Here is an 18,292-nt window from a genome sequence, read left to right on the forward strand (position 1 = left end):
GAGGAACGCACGTGGATCAGGTGATGGTGGTCATCCTGTCCGTGGTCCTGATCGTACTGCTGCTGAACTTCCTGGTAGCCCTGTTCGCCTTCGCCCGCCGGGGCTTCAGCGAGAACTGGCTGCTGGTGGTGCTGCTGACCGGGACCACCGGGGCCGGCATGGTGGCGCTGCTGATCGTGCTGGAGTCCATCCTGGGAGAGAGTCTCAACCCGCCGTTCCGGCTGCTGGATGTTGCACTGATCCTCACCGGTACCGCCGCACTGACCGCTGCGGTGCGCGCCGCTGCTGGTGCCCGCACCCGGCAGGACGCCGCCGAGGGCCATGACACCGCCGGCTCCACCGCGGAGCGGAGTGAACGCCTATGAGCCTGGTGCTGGATGTGCTGGCCGCAGTGCTGATCATCGGTGGGGCCTTCTTCTTCACCGTGGGCACTCTGGGGCTGATCCGCTTCTCCGATGTGCGCTCCCGGCTGCATGCGCTGACCAAGGCGGACAACTTGGGGCTCGGGCTGGTCCTGGTGGGTTCCGCGCTCTGGCTGGCTGACTGGGCGATCGCGGGACTGATGCTGCTGTGCTGGCTCTTCGCCCTGGCCGGGGCCTCGGTCTCTGCGCATGTCATCGCCGGCCTGGAGGCTGATCATGCGGAGCAGCGTGAGCCGACACATTACGACAACGCCGCCTCACCTGAGGCAGGTGATGACCGGTGATCTCCCCCATCGACATCACCTTGGGCCTGGCCGTGCTGGCCGTCGCCGGGCTCAGCCTGATCCCGCGCTCCCGTCTGGTGTTCACTATGGGGTTCCTGGCCTTAGGGATCGTGATCACTATGGTGTGGCTGCGGCTGGACTCTCTGGACGTGGCGCTGGCTGAGGCGGCTATCGGCACCGGTCTGCTCTCGGCACTGATGGTGTGGCTGGCCATACGCAGCCCCGAGCCCCCTGGGGCCGGGGGGATGCAGTCCAGTCCGCGGCTGCCCTGGCTGCGCCCGGTCATCGGTGCAATTGCCGGATCCGGTCTCACCATGGTCATGGCCGCCGTGTGGTTACGAGTGGACCAGCAGCTGCCGGCCTGGCGTCAGAGTGTTGACCAGCAGTTGCCGGACACCGGAGTGGAGCACCCGATTACCGGGGTACTGCTGGCCTTCCGCGCCTATGACACTCTGTTGGAATCGGCCATCTTGATGCTCACCGCTGCCGCGGTGCTGGCGCTGTGCCGTGGAGGCGGGCTCTCCACCCCCGGCACCCACCGTCTGGGGGTCCATCAGACCTCCTCCCCTATGCCGCCGGTGCCCTCCGCACTGCCCTGGGCGGCCCGGCTGTTGGCCCCGGCACTGGTCCTGCTGGGTCTCTGGCTGCTCTTCGCCGGTTCTGCTGACTCCGGTGGGGCCTTCCAGTCCGGGGCGGTGTTGGCTGCCGCCTTCATCCTCTTACGGACTTCGCAGGTAAGCCTGGGGACAGCCACGGAGCACTGGCTGCGCCCAGTGCTGGTGGGCGGCGTCGTGATTTTTATTCTGGCCGGGCTGCTGGGTCCGGTGCTGGGGCTGCCCTGGCTGTCCTGGGAGCCGGGGTGGGCCTTCGTCGTGGTGCTGATCGTGGAGGTGCTGCTCACCGCCGGGATCGCTGCCGGGCTGTACACCCTCTTCCTGACCTTGGAGAATCCCGAGGGGGTGCGCTGATGCTGCTTCAGCTGGATACCATCACCTGGTATCTGATGATCGCTTCGGCAGTCACCGTGTTCGGCATGGTGCGGCTGCTGTTGGTCCGGGACCGGCTGGCCCGGCTGATCGCCTTGGATGTCACCGGAATCGGGGTGCTGCTGACCTTGGTGGCGCTGGCCGCCCGGGCGGATGCCCCGGATGCGGTGCTGCAGGCCCTGGTGATCACCGGCCTGGTGATTGCTGTGGCGTTCACCGGCCTGGGCGCAGTGCTGATCCGCCGGATCGAAGGTGCACAGGACACTGACGGCGGTGATGCGCGGTGACGTTAGCCCAGTTCAGCCTCGGCGGCTTGGTACTGCTGCCCCTGCTGGCAGCGGCGGTGATGATCGTGCTGCCGCACCTGTGGCGCCGGATCCTCGGGGTGGTGTTCGGGGTGCTGACCGCCGGACTCACCGTGCCGGTGATCGCCCAGGTATCGGCTTCGAACCTGCCGGAGCTGGTGCTGGGCGGGTTCGAAGCCCCGCTGGGCATTCATCTGCGCGGCGACGGTCTGGCCGCAGTCTTCCTGGGAGTCACTGCCCTGGTGGGGCTGGTGCTGACGGGGTACGCCGCGGTGGTGACCAAAGCTGAGGGCAGTTACTTTAGCGGTTCCTCCTGGCAGCCGGGAAACCCAGGTTTCTGGCCGTTGTGGCTGGGCTGCTGGTCGGGGCTGAATGCGGTGTACCTCTCCGGGGACCTGTTCAACCTGTATGTGGGCCTGGAGCTGGTGGGCCTGACCGCGGTAGCACTGGTGGCCCTGGGCGGGCGCAGCTCCTGGGAAGCTGCCCTGCGCTACCTGTTCATCGCCGTGCTGGGTTCCCTGCTGTTCCTGGCTGGGGTGGGGCTGCTGGTCTCAGTGACCGGCACCTTGGATATTGAGCAGACCCGTGAGGCACTCGAGCAGCTCGATGATCAGGCGGCACCGCTGCTGGCGCTGGTGCTGATCACCTTAGGGCTAGGCATGAAGATCGCCCTGCTGCCGATGCACCGCTGGCTGGTGCCGGCGCACTCCGCAGCACCCAGTGCGGTCTCTCCGATCCTCTCAGGACTGGTGATCAAAGCGGCACTGGTGGTACTGCTGCGCACCTGGCTCTGGGCAGTGCCGCTGGTGCAGGGCAGCCAATGGCTGGCCTGGCTGCTGGGGGCCCTAGGTGCGGCCGCAGTGCTGGTGGGCTCGGTGCTGGCGTTGCGCCAGACCCGGCTCAAACCCCTGGTGGCCTACTCCACGGTGGCTCAGATCGGCTACTGGTTTCTGGCCTTCCCGCTGCTGCCCACAGACAACAACGACGACGCCCTGGCCGCAGGTGCCTTTCATGCAGTAGTTTCCCTGGCAGCTGGGCACGCGATCGCCAAAGCGGGTCTGTTTGCTGCTGCAGGGCTGCTGAAGGACCGCTGCGGCACTGATGAGATTGATGCGCTACGCGGGGCCGGGGTGCATCAGCCAGCGCTGATCCTGGCGATGGGCATGTGCGCGGTGGGGCTGATCGGGCTGCCGATCAGCCTGGGCTTCACCGGCAAGTGGCAGCTGACCACCGCCGCGGTGGCTGCCGGGCACTGGTGGCTGGTTGTGGTAATTGCCGCCGGGACTCTGCTTACGGCAGGGTATCTGCTGCGCGGCATCGCCCCCCTGCTGCTCGCGCCGGCTGAGCAGCCCGAAGACGCACCGGCCGCCGGGCCGGTCACGCAGCGCATCCGTCTCGGCGAAGCCGCAGTCATACTATTGGGCCTGGCCACCATCGGCACCGGGTTGCTGGGCGCCTGGCTGGCCGACCTGCTGGAGGTGGGCGCATGGTGGTGACCAATAGCCTCATACCGCTGCTGCTGGTGCTGCTCTCGGTGGCGGTGGCCGCCATGATCTTCCCGCTGCCTGAGCACTCAGTGAAGCTACGCAGCACCATCAATCTCGGCGGTGCGGTGGCCAAACTGGTGCTGATCATTCTGCTGGTCCCACCGGTGGTAGCCGAGGGTGCACGTCCGGAGTTCTCGGTACCGTTCTTGCCCACCGCCGGCGGTGAGGCAATCAGCCTGGTGCTGCGGGTGGATCCGCTGGCGCTGTTCTTCGCCGGACTCTCTGCGGTGCTCTGGCTGTTGACCACCGTGTATGCCATCGGCTATCTGGAGGGCAAACCGAACCGCAGCCGGTTCTTTGGGTTCTTCGGTCTGTGCGTGGCCGCCACCGTGGGGATCAGTTTCTCCGGGAACCTCATCACCTTCTTAGTGTTCTACGAGCTGCTGACTCTGGTCACCTATCCGTTGGTGGCCCACTGGGGGGATGAGAAGTCCCTGAACGCGGCCAAGCTGTATATGCGCTATGCCTTGGGCGGCGGGGTGGCGGTGCTCATCGGGGTGGTCTGGCTGACCATGGAGGCTGGGGCGGTGGACTTCGCTGAGGGTGGGGCAGCTGACGTGGCGGAACTGGCCGCCCGCTCCCCCGGCGTCGTCGTACTCATCTTTGTCCTGCTGGTGGGCGGGCTGGGGGTGAAGTCCGCCCTGGTTCCGCTGCACTCCTGGCTGCCTGCCGCCATGGTGGCCCCGGCTCCGGTGTCTGCGCTGCTGCACGCAGTGGCAGTGGTCAAGGCCGGGGTGTTCGGGATTGTGCGGGTGATCGATGACGTCTATGGCATCCATGTGGCCTGGGAGCTGGGCGTGCTGACCCCGCTGCTGGTCATCGCCAGCATCACCGTGATCTACGGCTCCTACCAGGCGCTGCGGCAGAGCGAGATCAAACGGCGGCTGGCCTTCTCCACGATCTCCCAGGTCAGCTATGTGGTGCTGGGGGTGACCATGTTCTCGGTGGCCGGGACCGCTGGTGGGGTGGTGCACCTGGTGCATCAGGGGCTCATGAAGATCACCCTGTTCTTCTGCGCGGGCCTGTTCGCTGAATCCATGGGGGCGCATACGATCGCTCAGCTGCGCGGGGCCGGGCGGCGGATGCCCTGGACCTCGGCGGCCTTCACCGTGGGGGCCTTCGGGATGATCGGGCTGCCGCCCACTGCCGGGTTTGTCTCCAAGTGGCAGTTAGGGCTAGGTGCCCTGGATTCTCCGCACCCGTGGGTGCTGGTGGTGCTGGTGGTCTCCTCGCTGCTGAATGCTGCGTATTTTTTGCCCGTCGTGTATTCACTCTGGTTCGGTGAGCCAGATGACGGCGAGCGATTGAGCCATGAGGTCACCAGCAGGGGTGCCGAGTCTGCCGAGGCGATTGAGGCAGCGCCCAGCCGGAGGCGCGGCCACCTCTCCAAAATACGGGAGCCGGGGATGCTGCTGGTGCCGGCGCTCTGCACTGCCGGGTTCACCCTGGGCGTGGGGTTGGCGACGTCGTTGACCTTCTCTCCCCTGCAGATCGCCCGGTTCATCGCTGAGGGGGTGTTCGGCTGATGCTGGGGGCTGCTCTGATTGCGCTGAGCCTGCTGCTGCCGCTGGCCGCGGTGGCGCTGATTGCGCTGGCCGGGGCCCTGGCCGCGGAGCAGGCACACCGAGTGCGAAGGTCAGCGGCGCTGTTCTCCCCGCTGACCGTGGCTCCGACCGTAGTGCTGACCCTGGCTGCACCCGGGGCTGAGCTGAGCCTCGACTGGCTGCTCTTCGGCACGGTGTTGCACATGGATGCCGCTGCCCGAGCGCTGGTGCTGATCGCTGCCCTGCTCTACGGGGCGGCGCTGATGGCGGTCACCTGGGTTAAATTGCGCGACGCCGAACGCGGCTCCGGGGCGCTGAGCGCGTTCCTCATGGTGTGCTTCGCCGGGAACATCGGTACCTATCTGGCCGCTGATGCGGTCACCTTCTATCTGGCATTTGCGGTGATGAGCTTCTCCGCCGCCGGACTGGTGATCCACTACCGCACCGCCTCGGCCCACCGGGCCACCCGGATCTACCTGGTGATGTCAGTCTTCTCCGAAACCGCCATACTTGCTGGACTTATCCTCACTGCGAGTGCTGGTGGTTACCTAGTGGCTGATGCACCCTCCGCAGTGGCCGCCAGTGAGCACACCGGGCTGATCGTGGCTCTGCTGTTGATCGGCTTCGGGGTGAAGGCTGGCACTGTGCCGCTGCATATGTGGCTGCCGCTGGCCCATCCGGCGGCTCCGCCTGCTGCCTCCGCGGTGCTTTCCGGGGCGATGGTCAAGGCGGGACTGGTCGGGTGGCTGCGGTTCCTCCCCATTGGGGACGACGCCGCCGCCCTCGCCACCGCCGGAAACACTCTGCTGGTCCTGGCCCTGCTGGGGGCCTTCGCCGCGGTGGTGGTCGGCGTGCTGCAGTCAGATCCCAAGGTGGTGCTGGCATATTCGACCATCTCTCAGATGGGATTCATCGCCTGTCTGGTGGCCGTCGCCCTGCTGGTGCCGGAGAGCGCCGGTGCTGCCATGGCGGCTGCAGTGCTCTACGCGGTGCATCACGGGCTGGCCAAGGGGGCGCTGTTCCTGGGGGTGCCAGTCGTCAAGCACTACGGTCGCGGTGGAACCGGGGTGCTGGTGCTCATCGGTATGGCCGGTGCCGGCCTGGCTGTGGCCGGCGCACCGCTGACCTCAGGCGCCTATGGCAAGTATGTCTCCAAGGAGGCGGTGGAGGGTTTCGCGGTGCTGGGGGTGGGGCTGGATCAGCTGCTGCCGCTGGTGGCAACTGGTTCGACTCTGCTGCTGATCCGCTTCGCTTTCATAGTGAGCCACACCGAAGTCCGCCCCCGTCCTGGAGCCGATGGTGAGTTAGCTTCGTGGTTGGCGGTGTGTGCAGCCGGTATTGCGGTGCCCTGGCTCATCGGGGCCGCTTGGTTGCCAGACGATCCGGAGTTCAGCTGGTCCGCCGGTGCACTCTGGGATGCCAGCTGGCCGATCCTGCTGGCGCTCGGTCTCGGCGCAGTCGTCTGGCTCTATGTACGAAACAGGGGCACGGGCGGTCAGGCCCAGAGCGAAGCGAGTGAGCTGACTTTAAGGGGTGAAGGCCGCAGTAAGGCAGGCGAGAGCCGAGCCCGACTTGCGCGCGCCGGCGGAATGAGCATTCTTCAGCCTGGGGATCTGATTGTGGCTGAAGAATCGCTGGCGATGCGCAGCTGGCAGCATGCCTCCCCTGGGCTGAATGCTGCGCACCGGGCCGCTGGCAAAGTGCGCAATGCCAGTGCCCGTGTCGCACAGAACCTAGCCGAGCGCACCCGTCGGCTGACCGCGAGCGCCGAGGGCTCTCTGGGTAGCTGGGAGGGCTCGGGTCTCGTGATACTGGTGTTGACCACCGTGGCAGTGCTGATCATTATGTGGACAGGAGGTGTGTGGTGATGAGTGAACGCCTCCTCACCTGGACGGCGGCTGCGCTGCTGCGTGTCGTGGTGCTGGGCCTGCTGTGGGTGTTCTTCGCCGGGCTCAACGGCGACTACGCGGTCTACGGGGTGGTCTCAGTGGCCATCTGCACCACACTAAGTTTGTGGCTGGCACCCCCGCGGTCCCCGGTGCGGATCGCCGGCTGGCCGCAGCGGGCCTGGCATGCTGCGACCCTGTTCCTGTGGTTCGTGTGGCAGTCGGTGCTCGGCGGGGTGGATGTGGCTCTGCGCTCGCTGCGCCGCCCGGTGCGGATCGAGCCTGCTGTGGTCAGCGCACCTTTTGAGCTGCAGGAGGGCCATGCCCGGCAGCTGGCGATGGTGATGATGAACCTGATGCCAGGCTCGATGATCCAGCGCACCACCGACGCCACCGGCGCCACCTCCCTGATGGACGGTGATGGGCATACCGCTGAGCCCACCCATGTGGAGCTGCACACTCTGGCCGCAGAGCTGGACCCCGCCGCCCAGTGGCAGACTCTGCAGCACCGGGTAGCCCGCGCGGTGAACTGAACCTGCAGTCACCCGGGGTTCACCAGCGGCCGTTGCGGGGCCTGGGCTGGCATACCGGGCAGAAGTAGGAGGAGCGGTTCATGAACTTCTCCAGTCGGATGGCCCCCACACTGCGCCGGGCAGCCAGCTCACCTGACTCTTGCAGACCAGCACACCGAGAGCACTGACGCCCAGCTCGTCCGTAGACCGCCAGCGACCGGTCGAAGTACCCGGAGGCCCCGTTGACGTTGACGTAGAGCGCATCAAAGCTGGTCCCGCCGGCGGCGAGCGCGGCCTCCATCACCTCGCGCAGTGCTGTCAGCAGCAGCCCCGCCTGGGCACGGGTGACCGTCTCAGTCCGACGGGCGTAGTGCATCCGGGCCCGCCAGAGCGCCTCATCGGCGTAGATGTTTCCCACCCCGGAGATCGCAGTCTGGTCCAGCAGGGCTCGTTTCAACCCAGTGCGACGCCGTCTGAGCACCTGGAAAAGCCACTCCCCGGTCACCACAGGTTCCAGTGGGTCAGGAGCGATATGCGCAGCAATCTCCGGAATAAGCCGCCCAGATTCCGGCACCACCGCATCCGGCACCAGCGGCGAGAGCTGCATCCCGCCGAAGATCCGCTGGTCCACAAACCGCAGCTGACCTGGCAGCCAAGCAATTTCCCCAACAGAACCCAGTATGACGGCGTCGTCCGCTGTGTTCCCCAGATCCAACGTGATCTTCAGGTGCCGTTCTTCAGGAGCCTCGCGCTGCTCGATCAGCACCTGACCGCTCATGCCCAGGTGGACCACCAGTGCCACCGCCAGCGGCTCGCCCGCAGACTCCAGCGGGACCCACAGAAACTTTCCCCGCCGCTGAGGCGCCCCCAGCACAAGCCCAGTCAGCCGGCGGGAGAACTCCGCCGGTCCCTCAGCGAATCTCCGGAGACTGCGGTCATCGTGGACATGGACCTGCTCCACCCGCCGGCCGGCGGCCCACTGCGCCACACCTCGACGCACCACCTCCACCTCAGGCAGCTCAGGCATATCCGCTCTCTCCTCTGCTCATCGGCGCACCATGCACAGCTCCACCACCCCGCGCAGGGAGGCATCGTTCTCCTCCTCCCCGAGGTCCTTCTCCGAACCGTCGGGCTCGAACCCGTGCTTGCGATAGAAGCCCTGGGCCCGCGGATTGTCCTTGAACACCCACAACGAGGCGGGCTGTTCACCCAGCAGCTCAGTCAGCAGCCGGGAGGCAGCACCACAGCCGTGGTGCTCAGCGAGCAGATAGATCAGGTAGAGCTGGAGGCTGGTCTCGGTGTCTTGATCCTCCGGCTTCCCCACCATGGCCAGGCCGATGAGGCTCCCGTCCAGCTCTGCCACCCGGGCGCGTTCGCGGTGGACAGGTGTGGTGGTGATCTGCTGCCGGATCTGCAGGTTCCCGTTCATAGCTGCCATCCTGCCATCTCCTGGGGGTGTGCGGCCCCTACTTCGAGCCGCGGACCATGCGGATCTCTACAATCCCGCTCAGCGCCTCGGCACCACGGTCATCACCGAGATCCTTCTCCACTCCGTCAGACTCAAATCCGTACCTGCGATAGAAGGCCAGCGCACGTGGGTTGTCCCTAAGCACCCACAGCGAGGCGGATTTGTCATTGAGCAGTTCGGTGAGCATGTCTTCGGCGGCCCCGCACCCGTGGTGCTCAGCCAGCAGGTAGATCATGTAGAGCTCATGCTCCACGTCCAGGTCATCCTCACGAGGCGGGCCGATCTGGGCGATACCGATCACCTCACCGTCCACCTCGGCCACCCGCGTCCGGGCACGGTGCGCGGGGTCCGCCAGCATCTGCCGCCAAGAGTCGATGCGCCGCTGCAAGGCCTGCTCATTCCAGAACTGATCCGGCAGAATCCCGGAGTACGCCTGCTCCCAGCACGTCACATGCACCGCGGCCAGTTCCTGCGCTTCATCCATCCGCGGATGCCGGATGGTGTACTCACTGCTCATCAATGATTCCCCTTCTGCACCATACGCAGGATCCGGTGCCCGCCGATGTTCTCCAGGCGCTTGAGTGTGCCGTCGGGTGTGTAGCCGTGCTTGCGGTAGAAAGCGATGGCGCGCGGATTGTTTTCCATCACCCACAGGTAGGCCCGATTGAGCCGAGCGGAGCCACGCCATCGTGCGCTGTCTCCTGAGGCGCTTGCGGAGCGTGAGCGAAACGACGACGAGGCCGGCTCGGGGTTCAGCGCCTGCAGCAGCCTGGTGGCCAGGCCGGTTCCGTAAGCCTCGGAGAGCACGTAGAGCCGGTGCAGCTCCTGGGGTGCAGGGGCGTCCTCATCCCGCGGTCTGCCGAAGATCCCGAAGCCGAGCACCTTGTCGCCGTCCTCGGCGATCCGGATCCGCCATCCTGAATCACCGCGGGCATAGGTGGCCAGCTGCTCCGTCCACTGCTCGGTGCGCCGCTCCGGGGTGTTGCGCGCCAGCATCCACTCACGCGGGAAGTAATGCCCGTAGGCCTCTCTGGCAGCAATCGAGTGTGCCACCGCAATCCGCTCTGCATCCGCTGTTTCTGGCTCCCGGATGACCATCTGTTTCAGCACCCCTCCAGCATAATCGCAGGGATCAGAGAGGAGAGGCGTGGGATGTAAGGAATATCGCAGATTTACGCCGCTACTCCACATCCCAAGTGATCCGCGACCGGAGCAGGGTTTCGGGCCGCTGATGCTCTGGGTGCTGGTGCAACGACTCCTAGAATCCGCCTACCTCTTTTCTCTCAAGATAAGCGTGGTTTGAGAGAAACGTGAGAGAAAACGTCGCCCCCGCCACCTCTGGAAGGTGCGGGGGCGTCGTCGTGCTGTGTACTGGTTGAGCGAAGCAGTGAGGGATCAGCTGTCCTGGTTGAGGACGAAGGAGGCGTCGAGCTCGATCTTGACGTTGTCGGAAACCAGTACACCGCCGGCCTCAAGGGCTGCGTTCCAGGTCAGGCCAAACTCCTTGCGGGAGATGGTGGTGGAGGCGGAGAAGCCGGCGCGAGTCAGGCCGAAGGGGTCCACCGCCTGGCCACCAAACTCGACCTCGAAGGTCACGGTCTTGGATACGCCGCGGATGGTCAGCTCGCCGGTCAGGTCGAAAACCTCGCCGGAGGGCTTGATGCCGGTGGCCACGAAGGTCAGCTCCGGGTGCTTCTCGGCGTCCAGGAAGTCCTCGCCGCGCACATGGGCGTCACGGTCACCGTTCTTGGAGTTGAAGGATTCGGCGCGCACCACAGCCTTGACATCTGCGGAGCCGTCCTCCTTCACGTCCAGGGTGCCGGTGGCTTCCTCGAAGAGCGCCCGGACCTTGGAGATGCCGGCGTGACGCACAGTCAGACCGATCTCGGAGTGGGAGGCGTCCAGAGTCCAGGTGCCGGGGTTCAGAGTTGCTGCCATGATGTTGATCTCCTTCTCAAGGGCTTGGGTTGCTGTCCAGCGACAGTGTGACGCCGCAGTCTTGCGGCTCGCTTCTTTGCAACTTAGCGGAACCTGGATTTATTTCAAATTTGTATGACTTCACGTGAAGTTCACCCTGATGTTACGCAGAGGCTCTCCGGACCAGCTTCGTCTCCAGGATCACTCGGGACTCCACAGGCTGCTCCTCCAGCAGCCTCAGCAGCAGCTTGACCGCTGTGCCGGCCAGAGCAGTGACCGGGTTGACCACCGTGGTCAGCGGGGGCCGGGTCAGCTCGGCCGCCTGGGAGTTGTCGAAGCCCACCACCGCGATCTCTTCGGGCACCTTCCGCCCTGCAGCCTGCAGCTCATGCACGGCTGCGACCGCCATCAGGTCGCTGGCCACAAACACCCCGTCGAGCTGAGGCTCACGCTTCAGGAGGCGGCGAATCGCCACCGCCCCCGAGGCTGCGCTGAAGTCACCGTGCTCCACCAGGCCGGCGTCCAGCCCCGCACTGTGCAGCTGCTCCCGCCAGCCGGCCAGCCGGTCCTCACTGGCTGCCATGTCCATTGCTCCGGTGATGGTGCCGATGCGGCGTCGTCCTGTGCTGACCAGTTGCTGGGCGGCCAATGCCCCACCGGCACGGTTGTCCACGTCCACATAGGGGATCCCCACATCCCCGGCATAGGGTCTGCCCACATATACCGCCGGCAGCTTGGTGGCGGTGAGCACCTGCCAGATGTGGTCATCCTTATGATGGGAGACCACGATCGCCCCGTCGGTGTAGCCACCGCGCAGGTAGCGCTCGATCTTCTGGGAGTCGCCCGGCTGGCCCATGGCCAGCAGTACCTGCACCGGGGAATCGGCCAGCGACTGGGTGATCGCTGCCAGCAGCGCGGCGAAGAAGGGGTCGGAGAAGACCGTCTCCTCAGCCTCCGGAACCACCACCGCAATCGAATCGACCTCCGGGCGGACCAGGGAGCGCGCATTGCGGTTGGGTCGGTAACCCAGCTCCACGATGGCCTCCTGGACTGCCTCCCTGGCCAGCCGGCCGACTCTGGGGTCGGCGTTAACCACCCGGGAGGCGGTGGCCCGGGAGACCCCGGCGCGCGCGGCAACATCCTCCAAGGTGGGTAGTCGCTTAGCTGGCATATCTCCTAGTCCACCACACCGGTGCGGGCCACCTCGGCATACCAGTGCGCACTGGCCTTGGGGGTGCGCTCCAGCGTGCCATAGTCCACCCGGACAATCCCGAACCGCTTGTCATAGCCGAAGGCCCACTCAAAGTTGTCCAGCAGCGACCAGACGAAGTAGCCGCGCACATCGGCACCGGCCTCGATCGCGGCGTGCACCGCCTTGAGGTGGCGGCGGATGTAGTCCAGCCGCTGCGGATCATGCACTGAGCCGTCCGGCTCCACGGCATCGTCATAGGCCGCTCCGTTCTCGGTGACATAGAGGACGACGCCGAGTTCTGAGGTGTACTGCTCATGCAGGCGGACCAGCAGGTCCTGCAGAGCCTGCGGGTAGACCTCCCAGCCCATAGCGGTCTGCGGCAGGCCGCGGCGCACCGAGGTCACATGCTCCGAGCCCACATTCGGGCTGGGTTCGCCGCTGGCCCGTGCGGCGGCTGCGGCCGCCGGTGCCTGCTCCGGGGCCGCACCGGTGAGCAGCTCGCCGGTGTAGAAGTTCACCCCCAGCACATCGATGGGTGCGGAGATGATCTCCAGGTCGCCTTCCTGCACGGTGCCTGAAGGCCACAGCCCGGTCTGGTCGGTGAGCACATCCGCCGGGTAGACTCCGCGGATGACCGGATCGATGAAGAACCGGTTGAAGGCCCCGTCCAGCCGGCGGGCGGCGTCCCGGTCCCCGGGGGAGTCCGGATCTGCTGGCCGGTAGTCGGTGAAGTTCAGGGTCAGGCCCAGCTCCAGCTGTGGGTCCCGCTGCCGCAGTGTGCGTACCGCCAGTCCGTGGCCCAACAGCAGGTGGTGGGCCGCTGCCAGGGCGGCGCCGGGCTCGGTACGGCCCGGAGCGTGGTGGCCGTTGGCGTAGCCCAGGAACGCGGAGCACCAGGGCTCGTTCAGCGTAGTCCAGTGCCGCACCCTGTCCCCTAGAGCCTCATGCAGGACCTGGGCGTACTTCTCGAAGGCGTAGGCGGTCTGCCGGTTGGCCCATCCCCCGGCGTCCTCCAGCGCCTGCGGCAGGTCCCAGTGGTACTGGGTCAACCAGGGGATGATCCCGGCGGCCAGCAGCTCGTCCACCAGCTCGGAGTAGAAGCGCAGGCCCTCGGGGTTGACGGTGACCCCGTCGGGCATCACCCGGGACCAGCTCACCGAGAACCGGTAGACCTTCAGGTTCAGCCACTTCATCAGGGCCACGTCCTCGCGGTACCGGTGGTAGTGGTCACAGGCGGTGTCCCCAGTGTGCCCGGCATGCACCTTCCCCGGGGTCTTCGAGAAGGTGTCCCAGATACTGGGTGCCCTACCCGCGGCGTCGTGGGCTCCCTCCACCTGGTATGCGGCGGTGGCCGAGCCGAAGAGGAACCCCGGAGGGAACTGCACCGCGGTGGGTGCCGCAGCGGGGGCGGTGGAAGTGACGGTCATGCTTTGACAGCTCCTTGCATAATTCCGGACACCAGCTGGCGGCCGGTGAAGACGAAGAGGATCAGCAGCGGCACAGTGGCCAGGGTCGCCCCGGTGAGCACCAGCGAGTAGTCCACGAAGTGGGCGGCCTGCAGCTGCTGCAGGGCCACCGGCAGAGTGGGGTTGGAGGGGCCCAGCACGATGAACGGCCAGAAGAAGTTGGTCCAGTTCATCACGAAAGTGAACAGGAACAGCATTGCAGCCGCCGGCCGTGCTGCGGGCAGGCACACATGGTAGAAGGTGCGGATCATATTGCAGCCGTCCACCGTGGCGGCCTCGATGAGCTCATCGGGGATCGCCTGGCGCAGGTACTGGGTCATCCAGAACACCCCGAAGGCGGTCACCAGTGCTGGGACGATCACCGCGGTCAGCTCACCGGTCCAGCCGAGTCTGGCCATCACCTGGTAGAGCGGGACGACGCCGAGCTGGGTGGGCACTGCCATAGTGGCGATCACAAAGACCAGCAGCGGGCCCGAGCCCTTGAAGCGCAGCTTCGCGAAGGCGTATCCGGCCAGGGTGGAGAAGATCACCACGGAGAACGCGGTGGTGGTGGAGACGATGATGGAGTTCAGCGTGGCCCGCCAGAACGGCACCGTATCCATCACGGTGGCGGCATTGGCGAAGAAGTTCCCGCCCGGCCACCAGGGGAAGGAGGTCTGGGACAGGATGGTCGCGTGGTGGGAGCCGATGAGCGCCGACCACCACAGCGGAAACAGCCCGCCGAGCACCACGGCGGCCAGACAGCCGTAGATGATGAAGCCGGGGCGGCGCTGAGCACCGCCGGGGGAAGAACGACGCCGCCGGTTGCGGCCCAGCGTACGGCCGCTGTCTGCCTGCTCGTCCACCGGGGCAATAGGTGCTGCTGCGGTCATCGGGCAGCCTCCTTCCTGCTGAGTTTCTTCCCCCGGGCGCGCCCTGCGGCACGCCGGCCGGCACGCGTTGGCGGAGCTTGTCTGGCCCCGTCAGCGGTGGCGATGCGGCGGGTGATCATGAAGTTGATGATGCCGATGGCCACGATGAGCAGGAACAGCAGCACTGCGACCGCCGAAGCCCGGCCGAAGTCGGAGCGGGTCCAGCCCAGCTCATAGAGGTAGAGGGTCATAGTGCGCCACTGGCCGTCGGAGCCGCCGCGGCCGGAGTGGTCGTACATGCGGGGCTCGTCGAAGATCTGCAGCCCGCCGATAGTGGAGGTGATCACCACGAAGATGATGGTTGGGCGCAGCATCGGCACGGTGACCGAGAGGAACTGGCGGACTCTGCCCGCACCGTCAATCTCGGCCTGCTCGTAGAGGTCGCGGGGAATGGCCTGCATAGCGGCCAGGAAGATCAGCGCGTTATAGCCGGTCCATCGGAAGTTGACCATCGTGGCGATCGCGATGTGGCTGGCCAGCGAGTCCGACTGCCAACCCACCGGGTTCAGCCCGATGGTCTCCAGGGCGGAGTTGACCAGGCCGAAGCGCTCGGCGAACAGGTTGCCGAAGATCAGGGCCACGGCCACCGGGGTGACCACATAGGGCAGCAGCACACCCATCCGCCAGAAGGTCTTGGCGCGCAGGTGGGCGTCTAGCATATAGGCGATCACAATCGCGAAAAGCACCTGGGGCCCCGTGGAGAGGATGAAGATGCTCAGGGTATTGCGCAGCGAGATCCAGAAGGCGCGCTGGCCCAGGATATGCGTGAAGTTCTCGAATCCGACGAACTCGCCCTGGCCCATGATGAGGTCCCAATCGTGTGCGGCGACCCAGACGGTGTAGAGCAGGGGGAAGAGCCCGACGATGGCAAAGAGGATGAAGAACGGACTGATGTAGAGATACGGGGAATACTTCCGGTCCCAGGCCGAGGCCCGGGACCGTAAGTCCATGCGAGGAGCAGAGGCCATTGACTACTTCAGTGCCTCAACATCGTCCAGGAACTTCTCCCAGGAGGTCTCGGGGTCATCCACCCCGTCCACGTCCACCCGGTTCAGCGCGTCCTGGATGGCCACGTTGATCAGCAGGTAGTTGGGTCCCTTGAAGGGCTGGACCTCGATGGCCTCAGCCCGGTTGGCCAGGATCTCGCCGACCGGGGCGTCATTGAAGAACTCATCGGTGGCGGACTGGATCTCTTCCGACTCTAGTGCCTCCACGGTGGAGGGGAAGGCGCCGATGGCTTCGAAGGCCTTGATCTGCTGCTCGGGTTCGGTCAGCCAGGCAGCCAGCTCCTTGGCGGCCTCCACGTTCTCACCCTGGATGGGCACGGTCAGGTAGGAGCCGCCCCAGTTGCCGCCGCCGCCCGGGAAGGCATCGGCAACGTCCCAGCCCTCGACGCCGTCGGCGTTGCCTTCGATGACCCCGAGCATCCAGCCGGGGCAGAGCATGGTGGCGAAGCCGTCTCGCTGAAAGGCATCAGCCCAGTCACCGGACCACTGGGAGAGCCCGGCGGAGAGCTCATCGTCCACACTGGCGGTGAGCAGCTGGTCGTAGAGATCCTTGACCTCCGGGTTGGTGTCGGCGATGATCTCGCCATCCTCGGTCTCGAAGGGCACCTCCACCTGGTTGATCATGCCCTGCCAGATATTGTCTGATCCGGAGTACCAGGCTGAGTCGGAGGCGGCCACGAACTCGCGGCCCAGGTCGAAGTAGTTGTCCCAGTCGCCGTCCAGGACGGCGGCGACCTCTTCGCGGTCGCTGGACAGCCCGGCCTCCTCAAAGAGATCTGCTCGGTAGCACAGGGCCTGCGGGCCGATATCGGTGCCGAAGCCGATCACCCGGCCATCCTCAGCGGCGGCGTCCTCGTACTTCCAGTCCAGCCAACGGTCTGCCGAGGCGTCCTCGGAGAGATCCTCGAACTGGTCGGAGTACTGCATGAACTCCACCAGCCAGTCCACCTCCACGGCCTCGATATCGCTGGCACCGGAGCCGGCGCCCAGGCTGTTGCGCAGCGAGTCGCGGGCGTTCTCGGCGGTATCGGCCTTGTTGTGCTCAATCCGGATGCCGGTGAGTTCCTCGTACTCCTCGAAGAGATCCTCGTAGCCAAACTCGTTGAAAGTGGTCACGGTCAGCGACTCAGGCGCCTCTGCACCGCCGGAGCCGGAACCATTGTCATCGCCGTTGTCCCCGCAGGCTGACAGGAGCAGTGCCGCTACTGCGGAGAGTGCGGCAACCGGGGCCAGTCGCCGGCCGGTAGTGCGGCCGCGGCGTCGTCCCTGATGGAAATCTGTTGTGCTCACAGTTCCTCCTCATCGGAATTGGTTATCTGATGCGAGCTGGTGTGAGAGCGCTCTCACAGTGTGAGGACGCTAACACTAATGAATGGCCTATGGCAAGCATCACAAGCCCTGGGGCTGAGTCTCCGGGGCTCCTTGAGGGTTTGAGCGGAGCAGGCACAGGGTGAGACAGTAGACTCTGCGCAATAATGCCCACAGTGTGCCCGCCGCAGAAGCCGAAGCGCCCACAGCGGCGGACGCACCCGAACCAGAGACCTGAAGGAGGTGCCTGTGGGACTGCTGGACACCCTGGAACGAGGAATTGAGAAAGCGGTCCGGGGCGCCTTCTCCGGACGCGGAGGGAGCGTCGGACCCGTGGAGATCGCCACTGCAGTGCGCCGCCATATGGACCGCGAGTCGTCCACAGCTGCCAACGGTGCGGCCCTAGTGCCCAACCTGTACAAGATCCGGCTCTCGGAAGATGACTTCGCCGAGGCCAAGAAGTACGGCACCGCCCTGGCCGAGGAACTCTGCGAGGAGATCCTGCGGCATGCCGACTCCCAGGGCTATACCCTGCTGGGCCCGGTGAAGGCCACCTTCGTGAAGAACACCGAGCTGCGCCGCGGCCAGATGAGCATCGAGTCCCAGTCCGACCGCGATGTGAACCCCGCAGCCTCCGTGCCGCGGCCTGCCCACGCCCCGGCCGCTGGACCCGCTGCCACCGCCGCACTGCCCGGTCGGCTGAGCCGCTCCGCCAACGCCGCCCGAGCCACCACCGCCAGCCTGGAGCACGACGGCCGCTCCTATACGCTCAGCGGCCCCTCCACAGTGATCGGCAGGTCCTCCACTGCGGATATCACCATCTCCGACACCGGAGTCTCCCGTAAACATCTGGAAGTGGTGCAGGCCGGCTCCCGCTGGATAGCCCGGGACCTGGGCTCCACCAACGGCTCCTATGTGGACGGCACCGAGCTGCGCAGTGCCGAGGCCGACCTGTTCGACGGCGCACTGATCGCCCTGGGCAATGCGCGGATGCGCTTCCGAATCGGCTGAAGGCACATCCAAACACTATGAGCGAACTTGCCATCACCGTCCTCCAGTTCGGACTGCTGCTGCTGCTGTGGATCCTGATCCTCTCGATCATCGCAGCCCAGGGACGGGACATGATGGTCTCCAAGCGGGCCCGCACCCGCGCCAACCGCAGCGCCGCTCAAACCGCCCCTGCCCCCGAGCAGGGCGGCACCCCAGCCACCGTGCACCACTCCGGGCAGACCCAGCGCCCGCGCCCCAAGCGGCTGGTGATCTCCGAAGGTCCTCTGGTGGGCACCGAGGTGGAACTGGGCTCCGCCCCGATCATGATGGGCCGTGCCCAAGAATGCACCGTGGTGCTCGAAGACGACTACGCCTCCGGTAAGCACGCCCGGCTCTTCCCGCAGGGCTCCCGTTGGTTCCTGGAGGACCTCGGCTCCACCAACGGCACCTGGCTGGGCGATGAGCAGCTGACCCGCGCCTCCACGGTGGAGCCTGGTGACCGGATCCGGATAGGCAAGACCGTGCTGGAACTGAGGACCTGAACCCA

20 protein-coding genes are annotated in these 18,292 nt (G+C 66.0%); 10 read left to right on the forward strand and 10 right to left on the reverse strand.

Translation table 11 applies throughout. The features are described from left to right. Nucleotides 1-11: 11 nt before the first annotated feature. Genes F0311_RS17320 through F0311_RS17355 form a run of 8 tightly spaced genes read left to right on the forward strand, consistent with a single transcriptional unit; the run spans nt 12 to nt 7,507 of the window. Complete coding sequence (locus tag F0311_RS17320) at nt 12-365, forward strand: hypothetical protein (protein ID WP_150463209.1); 354 nt, start codon at nt 12-14, stop codon at nt 363-365. Continuing rightward, entirely contained in the window at nt 362-706 is a 345-nt protein-coding gene (locus tag F0311_RS17325; protein WP_223881457.1) for a cation:proton antiporter, read from the forward strand. Before F0311_RS17320 ends, F0311_RS17325 begins: the two co-directional genes overlap by 4 nt. Further along, nucleotides 703-1,674 carry a Na(+)/H(+) antiporter subunit B gene (locus F0311_RS17330; RefSeq protein WP_150463210.1) on the forward strand — a complete coding sequence of 324 codons (972 nt, stop codon included), beginning with the start codon at nt 703-705 and terminating at the stop codon, nt 1,672-1,674. Before F0311_RS17325 ends, F0311_RS17330 begins: the two co-directional genes overlap by 4 nt. Continuing rightward, nucleotides 1,674-1,979 (forward strand): NADH-quinone oxidoreductase subunit K, encoded by a 306-nt coding sequence (locus F0311_RS17335; RefSeq protein WP_150463211.1) that lies wholly within the window; start codon nt 1,674-1,676, stop codon nt 1,977-1,979. Before F0311_RS17330 ends, F0311_RS17335 begins: the two co-directional genes overlap by 1 nt. Continuing rightward, entirely contained in the window at nt 1,976-3,493 is a 1,518-nt protein-coding gene (locus F0311_RS17340) for a complex I subunit 5 family protein (protein ID WP_150463212.1), read from the forward strand. The genes F0311_RS17335 and F0311_RS17340 overlap by 4 nt, the downstream gene beginning before the upstream one ends. Continuing rightward, a complete protein-coding gene (locus F0311_RS17345; RefSeq protein WP_150463213.1) occupies nt 3,484-5,070 on the forward strand; it encodes a complex I subunit 5 family protein in 1,587 nt (528 codons plus the stop codon). Before F0311_RS17340 ends, F0311_RS17345 begins: the two co-directional genes overlap by 10 nt. Beyond that, complete coding sequence (locus tag F0311_RS17350) at nt 5,070-6,956, forward strand: complex I subunit 5 family protein (protein ID WP_223881458.1); 1,887 nt, start codon at nt 5,070-5,072, stop codon at nt 6,954-6,956. Before F0311_RS17345 ends, F0311_RS17350 begins: the two co-directional genes overlap by 1 nt. Beyond that, entirely contained in the window at nt 6,956-7,507 is a 552-nt protein-coding gene (locus F0311_RS17355) for a Na+/H+ antiporter subunit E (RefSeq protein ID WP_150463214.1), read from the forward strand. The genes F0311_RS17350 and F0311_RS17355 overlap by 1 nt, the downstream gene beginning before the upstream one ends. Nucleotides 7,508-7,526: 19 nt before the next feature. Here the strand turns inward: F0311_RS17355 and mutM are convergent, their stop codons facing one another. The 10 genes from mutM to F0311_RS17405 all read right to left on the reverse strand — a co-directional run bounded on the left by mutM (nt 7,527) and on the right by F0311_RS17405 (nt 16,737). Further along, complete coding sequence (mutM, locus tag F0311_RS17360; RefSeq protein ID WP_150463215.1) at nt 7,527-8,513, reverse strand: bifunctional DNA-formamidopyrimidine glycosylase/DNA-(apurinic or apyrimidinic site) lyase; 987 nt, start codon at nt 8,511-8,513, stop codon at nt 7,527-7,529. Nucleotides 8,514-8,531: 18 nt separating this feature from the next. Continuing rightward, nucleotides 8,532-8,924 (reverse strand): GNAT family N-acetyltransferase, encoded by a 393-nt coding sequence (locus tag F0311_RS17365; protein ID WP_150463216.1) that lies wholly within the window; start codon nt 8,922-8,924, stop codon nt 8,532-8,534. Between the two features lie 28 nt (nt 8,925-8,952). Then, nucleotides 8,953-9,471, reverse strand: a complete 519-nt coding sequence (locus F0311_RS17370; protein WP_191090016.1) for a GNAT family N-acetyltransferase — start codon at nt 9,469-9,471, stop codon at nt 8,953-8,955. Continuing rightward, nucleotides 9,471-10,064, reverse strand: a complete 594-nt coding sequence (locus tag F0311_RS17375) for a GNAT family N-acetyltransferase (protein ID WP_191090017.1) — start codon at nt 10,062-10,064, stop codon at nt 9,471-9,473. Before F0311_RS17375 ends, F0311_RS17370 begins: the two co-directional genes overlap by 1 nt. A 285-nt stretch (nt 10,065-10,349) precedes the next feature. Continuing rightward, the gene (locus F0311_RS17380; protein WP_150463219.1) at nt 10,350-10,892 is read right to left on the reverse strand and encodes a YceI family protein; all 543 of its coding nucleotides are present in this window, start codon (nt 10,890-10,892) and stop codon (nt 10,350-10,352) included. A gap of 142 nt (nt 10,893-11,034) precedes the next feature. Beyond that, a complete protein-coding gene (locus F0311_RS17385) occupies nt 11,035-12,042 on the reverse strand; it encodes a LacI family DNA-binding transcriptional regulator (RefSeq protein ID WP_150463220.1) in 1,008 nt (335 codons plus the stop codon). Between the two features lie 5 nt (nt 12,043-12,047). After that, on the reverse strand, nt 12,048-13,490 hold the full coding sequence (locus F0311_RS17390; RefSeq protein WP_150463221.1) for a GH1 family beta-glucosidase: 1,443 nt from the start codon (nt 13,488-13,490) through the stop codon (nt 12,048-12,050). Continuing rightward, nucleotides 13,487-14,401, reverse strand: a complete 915-nt coding sequence (locus F0311_RS17395) for a carbohydrate ABC transporter permease (protein WP_150463222.1) — start codon at nt 14,399-14,401, stop codon at nt 13,487-13,489. Before F0311_RS17395 ends, F0311_RS17390 begins: the two co-directional genes overlap by 4 nt. Further along, nucleotides 14,398-15,408 carry a carbohydrate ABC transporter permease gene (locus tag F0311_RS17400; protein ID WP_150463223.1) on the reverse strand — a complete coding sequence of 337 codons (1,011 nt, stop codon included), beginning with the start codon at nt 15,406-15,408 and terminating at the stop codon, nt 14,398-14,400. The genes F0311_RS17395 and F0311_RS17400 overlap by 4 nt, the downstream gene beginning before the upstream one ends. 3 nt (nt 15,409-15,411) lie before the next feature. Beyond that, on the reverse strand, nt 15,412-16,737 hold the full coding sequence (locus F0311_RS17405) for an ABC transporter substrate-binding protein (protein WP_150463224.1): 1,326 nt from the start codon (nt 16,735-16,737) through the stop codon (nt 15,412-15,414). Between the two features lie 267 nt (nt 16,738-17,004). Here F0311_RS17405 and F0311_RS17410 point away from each other — a divergent pair, with 267 nt between their 5' ends. Both F0311_RS17410 and F0311_RS17415 read left to right on the forward strand, forming a co-directional pair. Beyond that, entirely contained in the window at nt 17,005-17,766 is a 762-nt protein-coding gene (locus F0311_RS17410) for an FhaA domain-containing protein (RefSeq protein WP_150463225.1), read from the forward strand. Between the two features lie 17 nt (nt 17,767-17,783). Continuing rightward, nucleotides 17,784-18,287, forward strand: coding sequence for an FHA domain-containing protein FhaB/FipA (locus F0311_RS17415; protein ID WP_150463226.1), 504 nt, complete (start codon nt 17,784-17,786; stop codon nt 18,285-18,287). Nucleotides 18,288-18,292 lie beyond the last annotated feature (5 nt).

The sequence above is a fragment of the Nesterenkonia ebinurensis genome, assembly GCF_008711175.1.
Taxonomy (GTDB): domain Bacteria; phylum Actinomycetota; class Actinomycetes; order Actinomycetales; family Micrococcaceae; genus Nesterenkonia; species Nesterenkonia ebinurensis.

What these genes read in the sequence shown, in the direction of transcription:
- F0311_RS17370 (WP_191090016.1), bottom strand. Translation starts at nt 9,471, where the DNA reads ATGAGCAGTGAGTACACCATCCGGCATCCGCGGATGGATGAAGCGCAG.
- F0311_RS17325 (WP_223881457.1), top strand. Translation starts at nt 362, where the DNA reads ATGAGCCTGGTGCTGGATGTGCTGGCCGCAGTGCTGATCATCGGTGGG.
- F0311_RS17365 (WP_150463216.1), bottom strand. Translation starts at nt 8,924, where the DNA reads ATGGCAGCTATGAACGGGAACCTGCAGATCCGGCAGCAGATCACCACC.
- F0311_RS17415 (WP_150463226.1), top strand. Translation starts at nt 17,784, where the DNA reads ATGAGCGAACTTGCCATCACCGTCCTCCAGTTCGGACTGCTGCTGCTG.
- F0311_RS17400 (WP_150463223.1), bottom strand. Translation starts at nt 15,408, where the DNA reads ATGGCCTCTGCTCCTCGCATGGACTTACGGTCCCGGGCCTCGGCCTGG.
- F0311_RS17385 (WP_150463220.1), bottom strand. Translation starts at nt 12,042, where the DNA reads ATGCCAGCTAAGCGACTACCCACCTTGGAGGATGTTGCCGCGCGCGCC.
- F0311_RS17380 (WP_150463219.1), bottom strand. Translation starts at nt 10,892, where the DNA reads ATGGCAGCAACTCTGAACCCCGGCACCTGGACTCTGGACGCCTCCCAC.
- mutM (WP_150463215.1), bottom strand. Translation starts at nt 8,513, where the DNA reads ATGCCTGAGCTGCCTGAGGTGGAGGTGGTGCGTCGAGGTGTGGCGCAG.
- F0311_RS17390 (WP_150463221.1), bottom strand. Translation starts at nt 13,490, where the DNA reads ATGACCGTCACTTCCACCGCCCCCGCTGCGGCACCCACCGCGGTGCAG.
- F0311_RS17350 (WP_223881458.1), top strand. Translation starts at nt 5,070, where the DNA reads ATGCTGGGGGCTGCTCTGATTGCGCTGAGCCTGCTGCTGCCGCTGGCC.
- F0311_RS17355 (WP_150463214.1), top strand. Translation starts at nt 6,956, where the DNA reads ATGAGTGAACGCCTCCTCACCTGGACGGCGGCTGCGCTGCTGCGTGTC.
- F0311_RS17345 (WP_150463213.1), top strand. Translation starts at nt 3,484, where the DNA reads ATGGTGGTGACCAATAGCCTCATACCGCTGCTGCTGGTGCTGCTCTCG.
- F0311_RS17395 (WP_150463222.1), bottom strand. Translation starts at nt 14,401, where the DNA reads ATGACCGCAGCAGCACCTATTGCCCCGGTGGACGAGCAGGCAGACAGC.
- F0311_RS17335 (WP_150463211.1), top strand. Translation starts at nt 1,674, where the DNA reads ATGCTGCTTCAGCTGGATACCATCACCTGGTATCTGATGATCGCTTCG.